8 protein-coding genes and 1 pseudogene are annotated in these 15164 nt (G+C 68.9%); 4 read left to right on the top strand and 5 right to left on the bottom strand.

Translation table 11 applies throughout. From position 1 onward, the window contains the following. Window positions 1-2: 2 nt before the first annotated feature. Window positions 3-1826, bottom strand: coding sequence for a type VII secretion AAA-ATPase EccA (gene eccA / locus AC5W7N_RS00545; protein WP_163814541.1), 1824 nt, complete (start codon window positions 1824-1826; stop codon window positions 3-5). Window positions 1827-2066: 240 nt separating this feature from the next. Between eccA and eccD the strand changes: the two genes are divergently transcribed. The 3 genes from eccD to eccCa are packed head-to-tail and all read left to right on the top strand — an operon-like array spanning window position 2067 to window position 9022. Continuing rightward, window positions 2067-3539, top strand: coding sequence for a type VII secretion integral membrane protein EccD (gene eccD / locus AC5W7N_RS00540; protein WP_495923009.1), 1473 nt, complete (start codon window positions 2067-2069; stop codon window positions 3537-3539). Continuing rightward, on the top strand, window positions 3539-4951 hold the full coding sequence (gene mycP / locus AC5W7N_RS00535; RefSeq protein WP_495923007.1) for a type VII secretion-associated serine protease mycosin: 1413 nt from the start codon (window positions 3539-3541) through the stop codon (window positions 4949-4951). The genes eccD and mycP overlap by 1 nt, the downstream gene beginning before the upstream one ends. Before the next feature lie 9 nt (window positions 4952-4960). Further along, the gene (gene eccCa, locus AC5W7N_RS00530; RefSeq protein ID WP_495923006.1) at window positions 4961-9022 is read left to right on the top strand and encodes a type VII secretion protein EccCa; all 4062 of its coding nucleotides are present in this window, start codon (window positions 4961-4963) and stop codon (window positions 9020-9022) included. A 93-nt stretch (window positions 9023-9115) separates the two neighbouring features. On the opposite strand, the gene AC5W7N_RS00525 is transcribed toward eccCa, so the two are convergent. The 3 genes and pseudogenes from AC5W7N_RS00525 to AC5W7N_RS00515 all read right to left on the bottom strand — a co-directional run. Beyond that, window positions 9116-9688: a GNAT family N-acetyltransferase gene (locus AC5W7N_RS00525; RefSeq protein ID WP_194992239.1), complete on the bottom strand. Its 573-nt coding sequence runs from the start codon at window positions 9686-9688 to the stop codon at window positions 9116-9118. A 2-nt stretch (window positions 9689-9690) separates the two neighbouring features. Further along, window positions 9691-10155, bottom strand: a complete 465-nt coding sequence (locus tag AC5W7N_RS00520; RefSeq protein ID WP_228806982.1) for a UTRA domain-containing protein — start codon at window positions 10153-10155, stop codon at window positions 9691-9693. A gap of 192 nt (window positions 10156-10347) precedes the next feature. Then, window positions 10348-10494, bottom strand: a pseudogene (locus AC5W7N_RS00515) (winged helix-turn-helix domain-containing protein); the annotation flags it as partial. Window positions 10495-10911: 417 nt separating this feature from the next. Between AC5W7N_RS00515 and AC5W7N_RS00510 the strand changes: the two are divergent. Continuing rightward, window positions 10912-11166, top strand: a complete 255-nt coding sequence (locus AC5W7N_RS00510; RefSeq protein WP_228781130.1) for a DUF4254 domain-containing protein — start codon at window positions 10912-10914, stop codon at window positions 11164-11166. A gap of 64 nt (window positions 11167-11230) precedes the next feature. Here the strand turns inward: AC5W7N_RS00510 and AC5W7N_RS00505 are convergent, their stop codons facing one another. Further along, entirely contained in the window at window positions 11231-14932 is a 3702-nt protein-coding gene (locus AC5W7N_RS00505) for a nucleotide-binding protein (RefSeq protein WP_324197393.1), read from the bottom strand. Between the last annotated feature and the right edge of the window lie 232 nt (window positions 14933-15164).

Raw genomic sequence — 15164 nt, 5'->3', positions numbered from 1 at the left:
CGCTAGGACACCCCGAGCGAGGCCAGCACACCGGCCAGCGCGGCCTCCATGTCCGGCGCCTCGATCCGCATCAGCACCGATTCGTCGACCGCGGTCAGATCCAGCGACTCGTCGTTGGCCAGCCGGAACTCGCGCTCCTCCTCGGCGGCTTCGATCACATTGCGAACGAAACGGCCGTTACCGGCCAGGTCGATGCCGCGGCGCGGCTGGCCGCTCTGGTCGGTGCGTTCGGAGTTGTAGAGCCGCTCACAGGCCTGTTCCAGCAGCCGCACCGCGTCCTCGGACAGCTCCGAATCGCGCGAGGAGGCGATGAGTTTGCCGATCTGCCCCAGCTCGGGCGGGGTGTAGGAGGGGAACTGCAAGCGTTTGGCGAAACGCGAGGCCAGACCGTCGTTGGCGGCGAGCAGCCGGTCGATCTCACCGTCGTAGCCCGCGATGATCACCACCAGCCGGTCGCGGTCGTTCTCCATCCGGGCCAGCAGCGTGTCCACCGCCTCGCGGCCGAAGGCGTCACCGCCGGACAAACCGGTCTGGATCAGCGTGTACGCCTCGTCGATGAACAGCACCCCGTCCATCGCGGTGTCGATCAGCTTGTCGGTCTTGATCGCGGTACTGCCCAGATGCTGGCCGACGAAATCCATCCGCTTGGCCTCGACCACCTTGTCGGTTTTGAGCAGGCCGACGCCGCAGTAGATCTTGGCGACCACCCGAGCAATGGTGGTCTTACCCGTTCCCGGCGGCCCGGTGAAGGCAAGATGGTTGCCGCGCGGCACGCTGGCCATGCCCTTCTCGGCCCGGATCTTGGCCAGCTGCGCCGTCGCTTGCAGCTTCGCGACCTGCGTCTTCACCGCCGTCAGGCCGATCTGACGATCCAGTTCGGCGCGGGCCTCGGTGAGGATCTTCTTGGCGCGGTCCTCGGCATCGGCGGTTTGCAGCTGCTCCACCGACGGCGCCGAGGCCGGATCCCAGCGGTCGGTGCGGGCGTCGATGGACTCCTTGGTGGTGACCGTGATGCGGTAGCTCTTGTCCCGCATCGCCTCGGTGTTCGCGGTGAAGTCCGGCGCCTGCGAATACACCTGCTCGAACAGCGCCTGCGCCTCGTCCTCACTGCCGGTTTCGCGCAGGCACAGGCCGCGGCAGAACATGGCCGTGGTGCGCGCGGCCGGAATCGGCCCGTTCTCGGCCTGCTCCATCCGCCGGATCGCCTCGCCGAACAACCCGAGCTGGGCGCAGGCCGAACCGACCATCACGTGCGCGCCGGTGGCCAGGTACGGGTCCTCCCATTCGGCCGACCCGGCCAGCACCGACATCACATCCGGCCAGCGCTGGGTGTTGAAATGCAGCACACCGCGGATATAGGCGCTGATCCGGTCGTCGATCTCGCGATCGGGATCCGACAGCATGCCCGCCCGGTACTCGGCCAGCTCGTCGAGCACCCGCTCGGCCTCGTCGTACTGCTTGCTCCCGATCAGGTTCGCGGCGTAGGCGAGCCAGATCTCGGTGTAGCTGGCCAGCGGATAGTCGATGTAGAGCCCGGAGACGAACCGCCCGGCCAGCGCTCGCGGCGCCAGGCCGAGCCTGCGCTGCTCGCGGTAGAGGGTGCTGGTGCTGGTGCGGTGCAGGTTCCGGATGACCTCATCGGTGACCTCGCCCGCCGCCGCCCGGCCCAGCCAGGCATCGCACATGGACGGATCCCATTCGGTAGCGCGCTGAAAAGCCAATTTCGCGTACTCGAGATCACGCGTCGATTCCTGTCCATCAATGCTCAGCCCGAGGGACAGGATTCCGGCATCGAAGGCGCGCTGTGCTTGACGGTTGCCGGTCATTGCATGGAACCCCGAAATCTTCATAACTGCGGCGGACACGGACGAGTTCGGCCCGGCCGCGACATAAATCGCGTCGGCATGGCCTGTCCGATACATTATTGTTCGCTGCCGGTAGGTTGCAACGTGGTCCGGTCGCAATATCGAGCTGGTGCCGCGGAGTGGCTCGCCGGTGGTTCGACGGGTAGGAATCCGGTCGCGAGTGTCTGAAACGTGCAGGAAAGAACTGGGGTCGTTCGACAATTGACCGAGACGTTGAGCAGCGGCGCCGGTACCGCTGAGCCAGAACTGTGCCGGGTTTCCGTCATCGGGGGAAATACCCAGCTCGATGTCGGGTTGCCGGCCAACGTGCCGATCGCGACCTTCATGGGCGATCTGGTGGCTCTCATCGAGTCCCGCAACCCCGCACCCGTCGACTCCGAAGACGGCGGCGCTCCGCTGCAGACTCGGCACTGGACGCTGGCCCGGCTGGGCCGTGACGCCATCGCGCCGAGCCGCACGCTCACCGAGGCGGAGGTCTTCGACGGCGAACTGCTCGTGCTGCGTTCGGTGAGCGCCAAGGAATCGCCGGCTCTGTTCGACGACGTCATCGATGCGGTATCCCGCTTGACCGCCAACGACTTTCGCGGCTGGTCGCCGAGCGCCGCGCGCTGCACCGGTTTGGTCGCCTCCGTGGTGGCCGCCGTGCTCGCGCTCGCCCTGTTCGCCGCCGGCCGCGACGCCGGGCTCGGAATTGCAGCCCCGTTCCTGGCCACCGGTGTCGGCATCGGCGCGGCGGTGGCCGCCGCCATCGCCGCGCGCAAGTACGACGACGAACTCACCGCGGTCTGGTTGTCTTTCGGTGCGCTGCTGCTGTTGTTCGGCGGCGCTGCCCTATTTGTGCCGGGTGATCTCGGCAGTCCGCATCTGCTGCTGGGCTTTTCGGTGACGCTGGTCGCCGCGGTCGGCGTCTATCGCGCGACCGGCACCGGCGCCACCCTGTTCACCGCAGCGATCACGGTCGCGGTCTGCGGGGGAGTGGCCGCGCTGGTGCGCATGGTGTGGGATCCGGCGCTGCCGAAGATCGGTGCCGGCCTGCTGGTGGCGGCGATCGTGCTGATCTCGGCGGTGCCGCGGCTGTCGGCGGTGCTGGCGCGGCTCCCGGTGCCGCCGGTGCCCACCGCGGGCGGTGCGATCGACCCGGCCGATCATGAGCAGCGTCCCACCATCGAAGGCATCGGCGCGATCGGCGCCACCGCGTTGCCGTCGGCGGCCGGGCTCGGCCGGCGAGCACGCGTGGCCAATCAGTATCAGACCGGCCTGCTCATCGGTTGTGCGATCGCGGGCGTGACCGGTGCGCTCGGCGCCGCCGACCCGCTGGGCGATTCCCGCTGGCAGGGGGTCGCGCTCGCGGTGGTCACCGCCATCATCCTGTGCCTGCGTGGCCGGGCCTTCGCCGATCTCGCGCAGGCCGCCACCTTGATCATCGCCGGTGCGACCATCGTCGCCGCGCTGCTCACCGGGCTGGCTCTGGGTGGCGCCGATCCGCTGCTCTGCGGTGGGCTGCTGCTGGCACTGGCGGTGGCGGTCGTGGTGTTCGGCGTGATCGGCCCGCACATCGAGATCACCCCGGTGACACGGCGTTCCGGCGAGATCTTCGAATATCTGCTGATCTGCACGGTGATTCCGCTGGTGCTGTGGATCATGGGCGTGTACGCGATGGCACGGAATATCTGATGGGCAGGCGTGCCCATGCGGTGGCCGCCGCTATCACGCTGAGTCTTGCTGGCTTCGGCCTGCCGGCGGCACATGCCGTCCCGCCACCGCAGATCGATCCCGGTGCGCTGGCCGCGGCACAGGCTCTCAGTGGTCGCCCGGCGCCCCTCGAACCCACCGAACAGCGATCGGTCTGTGCCGAACCGGTGCTCAACGGTGGCCCACCCGTCGAGGTCCCGGTGTCCCAGGCCATGCTCGATCTGCCCTCGGCCTGGCAGTTCAGCCGAGGGGCCGGGCAGAAAGTGGCGGTGATCGATACCGGCGTCAACCGCCATCCCCGGCTGCCCGCGTTGCAGGCAGGCGGTGATTACGTCTCCGGTACCGACGGAACCGTCGACTGCGATGGACACGGCACCCTGGTCGCGGGCATCATCGCGGCCCGGCCGAGCCCCGATGACGCCTTCGCCGGTGTGGCGCCGGAGGCGGAGATCCTCACCATCCGGCAGCTGAGCCTGGCGTTCGAGGCCAAGGATCGCCGCGGTTCGCAGGAGAAGCCGGGCGCCATCGCCAGTGCGGGCTACGGCAATGTTCTCACCCTCGCCGCGGCCGTCGTGCGGGCCGTCGACATGGGCGCGACGGTAATCAATATCTCCGAAGTAGCCTGTGCCGCAGCAGGAGTCGACACCGTCGACGAGCCGCTCGGCGCGGCGGTGAAGTACGCCTACGACCGCAATGTGGTGGTGGTCGCGGCGGCGGGCAATCTCCAGACCGACGGCGCCTGTAAAGCGCAGAACACCGGATCCGGGTGGGCGGGGGTGCAGACGGTGGCGAGCCCCGCCTGGTTCGACCCGTATGTGCTCTCGGTCGCCTCGGTCGATCCGAACGGCGTCGTGTCCGAACTTTCGCTGAACGGCCCGTGGATCGGTGTCGCCGCCATCGGCCGCCAGATCGTCTCCCTCGACAGCAAACCCGGCGGCGTCGGCCTGGTGGACGGCGTGCAGACCGCCGAAGGCATCAGCCCCATCGAGGGCACCAGTTTCGCCGCACCCTACGTCGCCGGCCTGGCCGCCCTCGTCCGTTCCCGTTTCCCGGAACTGACCGCCGCCCAGGTGATCGACCGGATCGAACGCACCGCGCACGCACCGGGGCCCGGCCGCGACGACCGTATCGGCCACGGCCTGATCGACCCCGTGGCCGCGCTGACCGCGGAACTGCCCGATCAGCCGATCAGCGAAGGCGCCGACGTCCCGAGCCCGATGGCGCAGCCGTGGCGCCCGCCCGGCCCGGACCCGCTGCCACGCCGCATCGCCGCCATCGGTGCGATCACCTGCCTGGCCGTGCTGGGGATCGGCACCGCGCTGTGGATCCCGTTCCGTCGCCGCGGCGAGGACGCCGACATCTCCGACCTCGACCCGGAAGCAACAGAGGGGTAGCGGACCGCCATGGTTACCGAAGGTTTCGTGCGACGCCCGAGGATCGCGCCGCCGCGCGCACCCGGCGGGGAAGTCGCGTTGAACTCCCCGCCGGAGATCCCGCGCCCGCTGCCCGCTCCGCTGCTGGTCAAGCTGATGCCGGTGGTGATGCTCGTCGCCGTCGTCGGCATGATCGCGATGATGGCGATGATGGGCCGCAACCTGTTCGCCAATCCGATGATGATGATGTTCCCGATGATGATGATCATGTCGATGGTCGGCATGATGTTGGGAATGCGCAGCGGCGGCGGACCGAAGTCGGCGGCCGAGCTCAACGAGGAACGCAAGGACTACTTCCGTTACCTCGACCAGATGCGAAAAGACGTGCGCCGCACCGGAAGTAAACAGCTCGAGGCACTTACCTGGAGCCATCCCGAGCCGATGGACCTGCGCTCGGTGATCGGAACCCGCCGCATGTGGGAACGCCGCCCGGCCGACCCGGATTTCGGGCATGTCCGCGTCGGCATCGGCAGCCACCGCCTCGCCACCAAACTGGCCCGCCCGGAGACCGGCCCGCTCGAGGACCTCGAACCGGTGTCGACGGTGGCGCTGCGCCGGTTCGTGCGCACCCATTCGGTGGTGCACCGCCTCCCGACGGCGGTCTCGTTGCGCGCGTTCCCCGCCATCAATATCGGCGGGGTCGCCGAGGAGGCGCGCACCCTGGTGCGGGCCATGCTGATGGAGCTGGCCGCCTTCCACGGCCCCGACCACGTCGCGATCGCGATCGTCTGCGCCGACCCGGACGGGCCGAACTGGGCATGGGCGAAATGGCTTCCGCACCTGCAACATCCGACGATGCGCGACGGTATGGGCTCGGCCCGGATGATGTACGGCTCACTGGGTGAGCTGGAAACCGCGCTGTCCGCGGAGCTGATCGAACGCGGCCGGTTCATGCGCAATCCGCAGCCGACGCAGGGCAGGCTGCATCTGGTGGTCGTCATCGACGATGGCTACGTCAACGGCACCGAACGCCTGGTCAGCGAATCCGGCTTGGACTCGGTAACCGTACTCGACCTCACCGCACCCGAGGACGGGCTCGCGGTGCGCCGTGGCCTGCAGCTCGTGGTCGCCGACGGCGACGTCAGCGCGCGCAGCGCGGCGGGCATCGAGAAGTTCGCCACCGCCGACGAGGTCAGCATCGCCGAAGCCACCGCGTTCGGTCGCGGCCTGGCCCGCTACCGCATCGCCACCGCGGCGCAGATCGTCAGCCTCGGCGACGAGACCAGGGCAGATCCCGGTCTGATGGCGCTGCTCAAGATTCCCGACGCCGCCCAGATCGAAGCCTCGAAGGTGTGGCGTCCGCGCACCGCCCGCGAACGGCTGCGGGTGCCGATCGGCGTCACACCCGACGGCACGCCGGTCGAGATCGACATCAAGGAGTCGGCCGAGAACGGCATGGGCCCGCACGGATTGTGCATCGGCGCCACCGGCTCCGGTAAATCGGAGTTCCTGCGGACGCTGGTGTTGTCGCTGGTCACCACGCATTCACCGGACTACCTCAACCTGGTGCTCGTCGACTTCAAGGGCGGTGCGACCTTCCTCGGACTCGATCCGCTGCCGCATGTGGCGGCGGTGATCACCAACCTCGAGGAAGAGCTCTCGATGGTCGACCGGATGAAGGACGCGCTGGCCGGCGAGATGAACCGGCGCCAGGAGTTGCTGCGCGCAGCGGGCAATTTCGCCAATGTCACCGAGTACGAGAAAGCCCGTGCGGCGGGCGCTCAGCTCGATCCGCTGCCCGCGCTGTTCGTCATCGTCGACGAGTTCTCCGAATTGCTGTCACAGAAACCGGATTTCGCCGACCTGTTCGTGATGATCGGCCGCCTGGGCCGCTCACTGCACGTGCATCTGCTGCTGGCCTCGCAGCGCCTCGAGGAGAACAAGCTGCGCGGCCTGGACTCGCATCTGTCCTACCGGATCGGCCTGCGGACCTTCTCGGCCAACGAATCTCGTGCGGTGCTCGGTATCACCGACGCGTACCACCTGCCGGGCATCCCCGGCTCGGGCTATCTCAAGAGCGACGCCGACGATCCGTTGCGCTTCAACGCCACCTACGTCTCCGGGCCCTACGTCTCACCGACCGGCACCCGCGAGGCAGGCGGCAGCGTCAGCAGCGGGCAGGCACCTGCGGTGTTCACCGCCGCGCCGGTGGAGATGCCGGAAAGGATCGAGCCTGCGCCCGTACCGGCGGGTCCACTCGGCCTGCCCGAGCTGCCCCCGCCGCCCGGCACCGAGACCGCGGATACCGAAGAGGGCCTGCCCGATTCGCTGCTCGAGGTCGTGGTCAAACGGCTGACCGGGCACGGACGGCCGGCGCACGAGGTGTGGCTGCCGCCATTGGACGAATCACCGACCGTCGACATGCTGCTGCCCGACCCGGACTGGCGTTCTCCGGCCAACCGGCACGGGCAGCTGTGGATGCCCATCGGCATCATCGACAAGCCCTACGAACAGCGCCGCGATGTGCTCACCATCAACCTGGCCGGCGGCCAGGGCAATGTCGCCGTGGTCGGCGGTCCGCAGTCGGGTAAGTCGACGACCATGCGCACCATCATCATGGCCGCGGCCGCCACCCACTCCCCGGAGCAGGTGCAGTTCTACTGCCTCGACTTCGGCGGTGGCAGCATGACCGGCTTGTCCGGGATCCCGCACGTCGGCTCCGTGGCCGGCCGCCTCGACCGCGATCGGGTGCGACGCACCATCGCTGAGCTCACCTCGCTGCTCACCCAGCGCGAGGAACGATTCACCGAACTCGGCATCGAGTCCATGGTGGAGTTCCGTCGCCGCAAATACGCCCAGCTCGAAGCCGCCGCCAACGGCAACCCACCGGCACCCGACGACCCGCTGGCCGCCGACCAGTTCGGCGACGTCTTCCTGGTCATCGACGGCTGGGCGGCCATGCGCGAGGAATTCGACACCCTGGAGCCTGCCGTCAACGCCATCGCCCAGCAGGGCCTGTCCTACGGCATCCACCTCATCCTCGGTGCCTCGCGCTGGGGCGAGATCCGGCCGGTGATCAAGGACCAGATCGGCACCCGGCTGGAGCTGCGCCTGGGCGATCCCTCGGATTCGGAAATGGGCAGGCGCACCGCGGCCTTGGTGCCCGTCGGACGCCCGGGCCGCGGCCTGACCCCCGATGAGCTGCACATGCTGATCGCCCTGCCGCGGCTGGACTCCGACTCGGATCCCACCACCCTCACCGACGGTGTCGCGGCCGCCAAGGAACAGCTGGTACAGCTGTGGGGCACCAGGCGCGCCCCCGAGGTGCGCATGCTGCCGCTGGAGATCTCCCGGGATCAGGTGCTGGCCATCGCCCGCGCGCACGGCGTCCGGCAGAGCGCGACCAAGGTCGTGGTCGGGCTCGGGGAGAACGAACTGGATCCGTTCGTGCTGGATTTCGACGCCGAACCGCACTTCATGGCCTTCGCCGACGTCGAATGCGGCAAGACCACCCTGCTGCGCAATATCGCCATGGGCGTGGTGGAGAACTCCGCGCCAGGTGAGGCCAGGATCATCATGATCGACTACCGCCGCAGCCTGCTCGGAGTCGTCCCCGATGAACGCCTGGCAGGCTATTCCACCTCCTCGCAGACCAGCGGACCGATGATCACCGAACTGGCCCGCTACCTGTCCAAACGCATCCCCGGCTCCGACATCACCCCGCAGCAGCTGCGCGACCGCAGCTGGTGGGAAGGCCCGGAGATCTACGTTCTGGTCGACGACTACGACATGATCACCGCGGGTACCAATCCGCTGCTGCCGCTGCTGGAATACCTGCCCCAGGCCCGCGATATCGGTCTGCACCTGGTGGTCACCCGGCGCATCGGCGGCGTCTCCCGCGCCCTCTACGACCACGTGCTCGGCGGTATGAAGAACCTGTCCGTCGACGCGCTGATCATGAGCGGCCCGCGCGACGAAGGCAAACTGATCGGCGACGTGCGCCCCACCAAACTCCCACCCGGTCGCGGCATGCTGGTCTCCCGCACCCGGGGCCAGGAGATGATCCAGATCGCCCACCTGCCACCGCTGTAGGCGATCGTTCCGCTGCGCGCGAGCCCGGCATCGAGCTCGGGCACTGCCGTGCGAGTTCGAGCGATATCCGTCGCGTAGGTCGCGAGTGCCGGATCAGCCGTGTACCGGGGTGAACACGGGAGCGCTGTCGTGGCGTGCCGGCGTCCACGAATCGGTGCGCCGCTCGAACAATGCCCGCGACGGACCGAGCGCCGCGTCGCCGGCGATCCGGGCCAGCTGGAAGCCGGCCCTGCGGTAGTAGGCGTGCAGGTCGGTGTTGGTGGTCCAAGCATCGAGCCGCACCCAATCCCGGCCGTATTCGCGGCCCAGCTCGCCCGCGTGGGCGAGCAGCCGACGGCCGACCCCGCGACCCGCGTAACGCAGATCGACGATCATGTAGTGCACGATCACCGCGTCGGAGAGCTCATCGGGATCCCAGAGTCCTTGATCGGCCCGATCGTTCACGGTGATCGTGCCCGCGGGCCTGCCGCACACCTCGGCGATCCAGGTTTCCCCGGCGTCGAGGCAGCGGCCCACCGACCGCGCGAAGATCTCGATCGGCAGGCCCCGTCCGGCCACGGTCCACTGGTCCGAACCGCGCGCGCTCAGCCATGCGGTGCGCTGTACCCGAAGCCGGCAGATGGTACCGAGGTCGGCGAGCACCGCGGGCCGGATGACCACGGACATGGCTACGCGATGCCGGGCCGATAGGAACTGCCGAGGGCGCGGCGGATCACGGCCGTGCCCTCGTCGTCACCTAGTTCATAGGCCAGCCGATTGCGGGTGGCGATCGAACGATGCCTGGTGGCGCGGGTGACGCGTTCATGATTGGCGCCGATCCGAAGGTGATCGAGCAGAACGGTTCCGGTGGCGACTCCGAGCACAATGGCCTCCTCGGCGGTTGCGGGCCGGGCGACGACGGTATCGCGATGGGCGGTCTCGGCGTGGCCACGATCGGCGAGTCGGCGAGTCGTACCCTCGGGAATGTCGTGCGGTGAGTCGATTCCGGTGGCTTCGGCGAGATCACGCGGATAGAAACTGACCTCCCAGGACCACGGTTCGTTATCCAAATACTGGACGACCGTGCGGGCGAGCACCCAGGAATCAGCCGGAACGCCCAGCCATTGCGCCACTTCCGTACCGGCGGGCTCCATACGGGCGCTGAATTCCTTGCTGGGTTCGCGATCCGCGGCGCGCGCGATTTCCTCGAAAATGTCATGTGCCGACCGTGGCCGATTCGGTCGGATATGATCTGTGACCACGGATTCGAGTACTTCCTGGTTTCGGACCAGCGTTCCACGGGAAGTAGCTGTGTAGACAAGGTTCTCGGTGACCAGAACCTGAATTGCGTTGCGCGCGGTAGTGATCGAAACCTGCATCTGATCGGCCAGCTCGGCATGACTGGGCAGTCGATCACCCGGCTTCCACCTGCCTGCGCGGATCTCCTCGCGGAGGAGGTCTGCGATCCGGTGATACGTCGGACCGTCCGCCATCTTGCTCCTCGGTTGGTCGTGCAGGTAACGAAGTGTACACTTTTCGGCCCACTACGGCCCGATTACGCTTGACAGGGGTTTTCCGAGGTTTATTGTAATGAACGTACTGATCCGGTGTTGTGCGGCGATGACGGCGAGGCAACCGTGGCAGGTTCGGATACAACAGTCGTAATGGCTCTTCCCGGCACTCAGCGAAGTGCCGATCCGGTGGCGCAGCCCCAGATTTCCGGGCCGCTGCCGACCTCGGATCTACTTGTCAGAGCGTGCCGAGGGCACCGTGTTATCGGCGGTCAGCTGCTCTGGTATGCCCGTGACCTGGCGATTCTGCATGAGAGACGGCTGGTCGGCCGGGGCGGATCGATCGACACCCGGCCCTCGACCGTCATCGAAATCGAGCGCCGCCGAGGCGAATTGGTGATGGCGATCGATGACTGGGTGGTGCGCAACGTTCCCCAGCACCGGTTGGGCGCCACCCTGCACACCGAAACCATCGGCGCGGTGATCGACCGGCTGGCCGAGGCGTCCGTGCGGGCCCATCACGCGTTGATGACCCTCGACGCCCACGATGATCTGCTGCACAGCGCCTGGCATCACCTGGCCGAACTGGCCGACGCCTACGACGACCTGGTACGCGACGTACTGGCCGGTCGGCGCAGGCTGCCCGAATGGTGAGCGGGCGGGGCGGCGGAACAGTGTGCTGAGAAGGTCGCGGCCGGGTAACGGCCGCGACCTCTCGTCAACCCCGGTAGCGGCGGTGATCGGTCGCGAAATCATCGGCGACCGTCGCCGCCAGTTCCACATATGCCCGCTTGGTCTGCTTGTGCAGCCGGTGCAGATCGATCTCCGCGCCCTCGGACATGTGCTGGTCGAACGGGATGATGTGCACCGCGCGACAGCGCGACAGGAAGTACTCGCGCAACTGCTGGATGCCCACATTCGGTGATCCGGCGCGTGGAGAGTTGATCACCACCACCGCGTTTCGCACCAAATGGTCGTGCCCGTGCAGCGACAACCAGTCCAGTGTCGCGGCGGCACTGCGGGCGCCGTCGATCGCGGGGGAGGAGATCAACACCAGCGAATGTGCCAACTCCAGCACACCGGCCATGGCCGAGTGCATCAGACCGGTGCCGCAGTCGGTGAGGATGATGTTGTAGAACCGCTGCAAGATCCGCGCGACGGCCCGGTACTCGTCCTCGTTGAACGCCTCCGACGCCGCCGGATCGCGTTCACTGGCAAGTACTTCCAGTCGGCTGGTGGCCTGCGAGGTGTGCCTGCGCACGTCCGAGTAGCGCTGGATCGAGGAATCGAGCAGCAGGTCGCGCACCGTCGACCGGGTCTGCAACGGCACCCGCTGCGACAAGGTGCCGAAGTCCGGGTTGGCGTCGACGGCGATCACGCGGTCGCCGCGGATCGAGGCGAAGGTCGAGCCCAGACCCATGGTGGTCGTGGTCTTGCCGACACCACCCTTCAGCGAGAGCACCGCGATGCGGTAATCGCCTCGCACCGGCTGCCGGATCCGCGCCACCAACTCTTGCAACCGGCGTTCCTCGGCCGACATGCCCGGGTTGATGGCGCCGCCCGACACATGGTGCACCGCCTTACGCCAGCCGGAGCCCGCAGGCTTCTTGGCCGCGCGCCCTCGGATCGGCACATTGTCCAGCGACGGTGTCGGCACCGGTGGCTGCTGTTGCATGCCCCACTGCTGCGGCTGCGCGGGCTGCTGCGGTGGGTTCGCACCGTGCGCCGCGGAATGCTGCGGCGGAACAGGATGCTGTGGCTGTACCGGATGCTGTGGCTGCACGGGATGCTGTGGCGCCGAGGGATATTCCGGTGCGGCGTGCGGACCCGGCGCAGAGAGCGGAGCTCGATTCGGCGCCATCGGGCCCGGGGCCTGCGGATAACCGTGCGGACCCGGCGCCTGATCGCTCGGCGCGCGCATGGGCGCTGGATGATGCGGCCCCGGCGCCTCGGGACCGGGTGCGACCGGGCCCTGCCACTGCGGGGCGTTCGGTCCAGGTCGACCCTGCTGGTCGGCGCCACGCGGCCCGACCTGCGACGGATGTTCGGGCGCTCGCAACGAATTCTGCTCGGTGCCGGTGATCGGTTGCGACGGCTGCGGGCGCTCGAAGCCGGACGAATGGGTAGCAGGCGTGGTGTAGATGCTCTGCGATCCACCCCGGCCAGCTTCCGGCTCGACTGCGGGAGCCGACTCGCTCACCGGTGCCGCGAAGGAGCGCGGCGGCTGGGCGATAGGTGACGGCCCGACCGCGGACTCGGCCGCGGATTGCCCGGTGTGCCACGACTGTTCGGGGGCGGTCGGCCGGGCTTGCTCGGTGCCACTGCCGGTGCCACTGCCGATGCCGGTGACCGGCTGGGAGGGCAGCGGGTGCTCGGAGCCCGACGTATGGGGCGAAGCCGCGGCGTGCGGATTCTGCGGTTGGCCCGGTACGGGGCCGTCCGCCGCCGGTGGCGCCGCCTGCTGCGGACGTGCCTCGGCAGCGTCGGCCGGAGTGGCGCGGACCTGGTCTGCCGACGCGTCCGGCCCCTCGGACGGCAGCCAGTGCCGGCCACGCATGGTCGACACCGCACTGTCCGCCGGGCTGGGGCGACCCTCAGAAGCCGGGGCGCGGTTCGGATCGACGGCCTGCTCGACGGCGCCCGACTGCGCTGAGCGGGGTGCCTCATCAGGACGGCGCACCGCGACGTCATCGGCCGGTGTCGATGAGATCGGTTTCGGCGAGCCAGTCGCCGAATCGGTCCGCAGATCGCTCGGGGCTCCTCGATCGTCGGCATCGGGAGCCGACGCAGGATCGCTCGCAGCGTTACTCGGCACCGATTCGGCTGCGTCCGTGGAAGCTCGGGGCCGGCTCGGCGGTGGCGGCAGGTCGGGCAGCCGCGGCAGCGGGCGCTGCGCGGTCGGCTGCTCGGGCGTGTTCGCGGAGTCCGCCGGCGCGAGCCACGCCGGCGGTGCCTCGGCGGGTCCGGCACCCGCGACGGATGCCGACGCCTGCGAGCCGGACGTGCGATTCGATGTTGCGTCGGGGGAGGTCTGCGCTGTCGCTGGAGTTGTACCCGCGGAAGTTCCGCTGCCTTCGCCGGTCTCGCGGCCCTCGGCCTGATCACCTTCGGCGGCCCGCGGTCCCTCCAACCACGATGGCGGCTCCGCGGTCGGCGTCTCCGCGCGGTCGACGGACAACGCGTCGGGGCCACCCTGCGAGGAAGCCCGCTCGGAGACTGCCGGTCGATCAGCCGTCGACGTCGCGTCGGCCGAGGTTGCCTGCGAGGGCGCGATCGGATCCTGCGGTGAGGAGGCGTGCGGCTGCTGCGCGATCGGGGGCTGTGGCGACGAGGCGTGCGGCTGCGGCTGCTGCGCGATCGGGGTCTGCGGCGTCGACGCGTGCCCCTGCGGCGGTTGCGGTGCGAGCGGGATCTGCGGTGAGGAGGCGTGTGGCTGCTGTGCGATCGGGGTCTGGGGCGTCGACGTGTCTGGCTGCGGTGCGATCGGAGTCTGTGGCGTCGGCGCGTGTCGCTGCGGCGGTTGCGGTGCGAGCGGGATCTGCGGTGAGGAGGCGTGTGGCAGCGGCGCGATCGGAGTCTGTGGCGTCGGCGCGTGCCGCTGCGGCGGTTGCGGTGCGAGCGGGATCTGTGGCGACGAGGCGTGCGGCTGCGGTGCGATCGGAGTCTGCGGTGAGGAGGCGTGTGGCAGCGGTGCGATCGGAGTTTGCGGTGCAGGGGTGTGAGTCGGGGCCTGCGGTGGGGCGGGCGGCGCGGGTGGATGCGAGCGCGGGCCGAGATGCACCGTCGCCTCGGTCGAGATCGGCTGCTGATCGACCGGCGGCTGTGGTGGGCGCGGCCCGAGCGGCTGGAACTCGGCCGGCGGTTCGCTCGGGGTGCGGGTCGGCAGCTGCGCCGACGGACGGTCGGCGGTCTGAGCCGGACCCTGCTGCCATGAGTTGTCCGGACCCGGGCGGTAGGGCTGCTGGGTGGGGGCGGATTGATACGGGTCGGCCGGACCGGATTCGGGGGACCGGTCCGCAGGCCGGTAGTCGGCCGGGCGCTGCTCGAACGGCGGCGCGCTCTGCCTGCCGCCGTCGAGTTGCTGCGGTGGGTTCGACCATTGATCTCCGGGTCGCGACGTGCGAGGTCCGACCTCATTACGCTCGCCGGCGTGCTCCTCGACCTGGTGGTCGTCGTTCTTGTCCCGGCGCCAGGGTTTGCGGCGCTTCTCCTTGCGGGGGCCGGGGGCGTCGGAGCGGTCGCCCTCGGGAGCCGGCCGCTTGAAGCGGCGCTTGGGGGCGGGGGTGTCCTCGATCAGTTCGTCGTGCGGAAGGTTCTGAACCGGTGGGGCTTCGTAGTCGATCTGCTGCCCGACCTGGGTGACCTCGCTGTCGGAGAGCCACGGCGGCAGCATGGGGAGGCCGTCATTGCTGCGGCTCACGCATCCCCCTCTGATGTGCTGGACCTCGGACAGCGGTCAGTTTACGCGACAGCCGGGTTCCGGCGTGGGCGAGGCAGTTCCCACATTTGCCTGCCCCGGAGGCTCTGCGTGGTTACGCTTCGCCGCCGCCTCCGAAGCACGCCCCGGGGCAGGCGGTGCTCCGATGGGAAGGCTCGCGGTGGGTGCTCCGCGCCGTGCGCCGAGAGCCCCGTGATGGGGGACTGTGGGCGTG

The organism is Nocardia sp. CDC519, from assembly GCF_059509835.1.
Note: the sequence above shows the minus strand (reverse complement) of the source record. Positions and strands in the feature narration are given on the sequence as shown.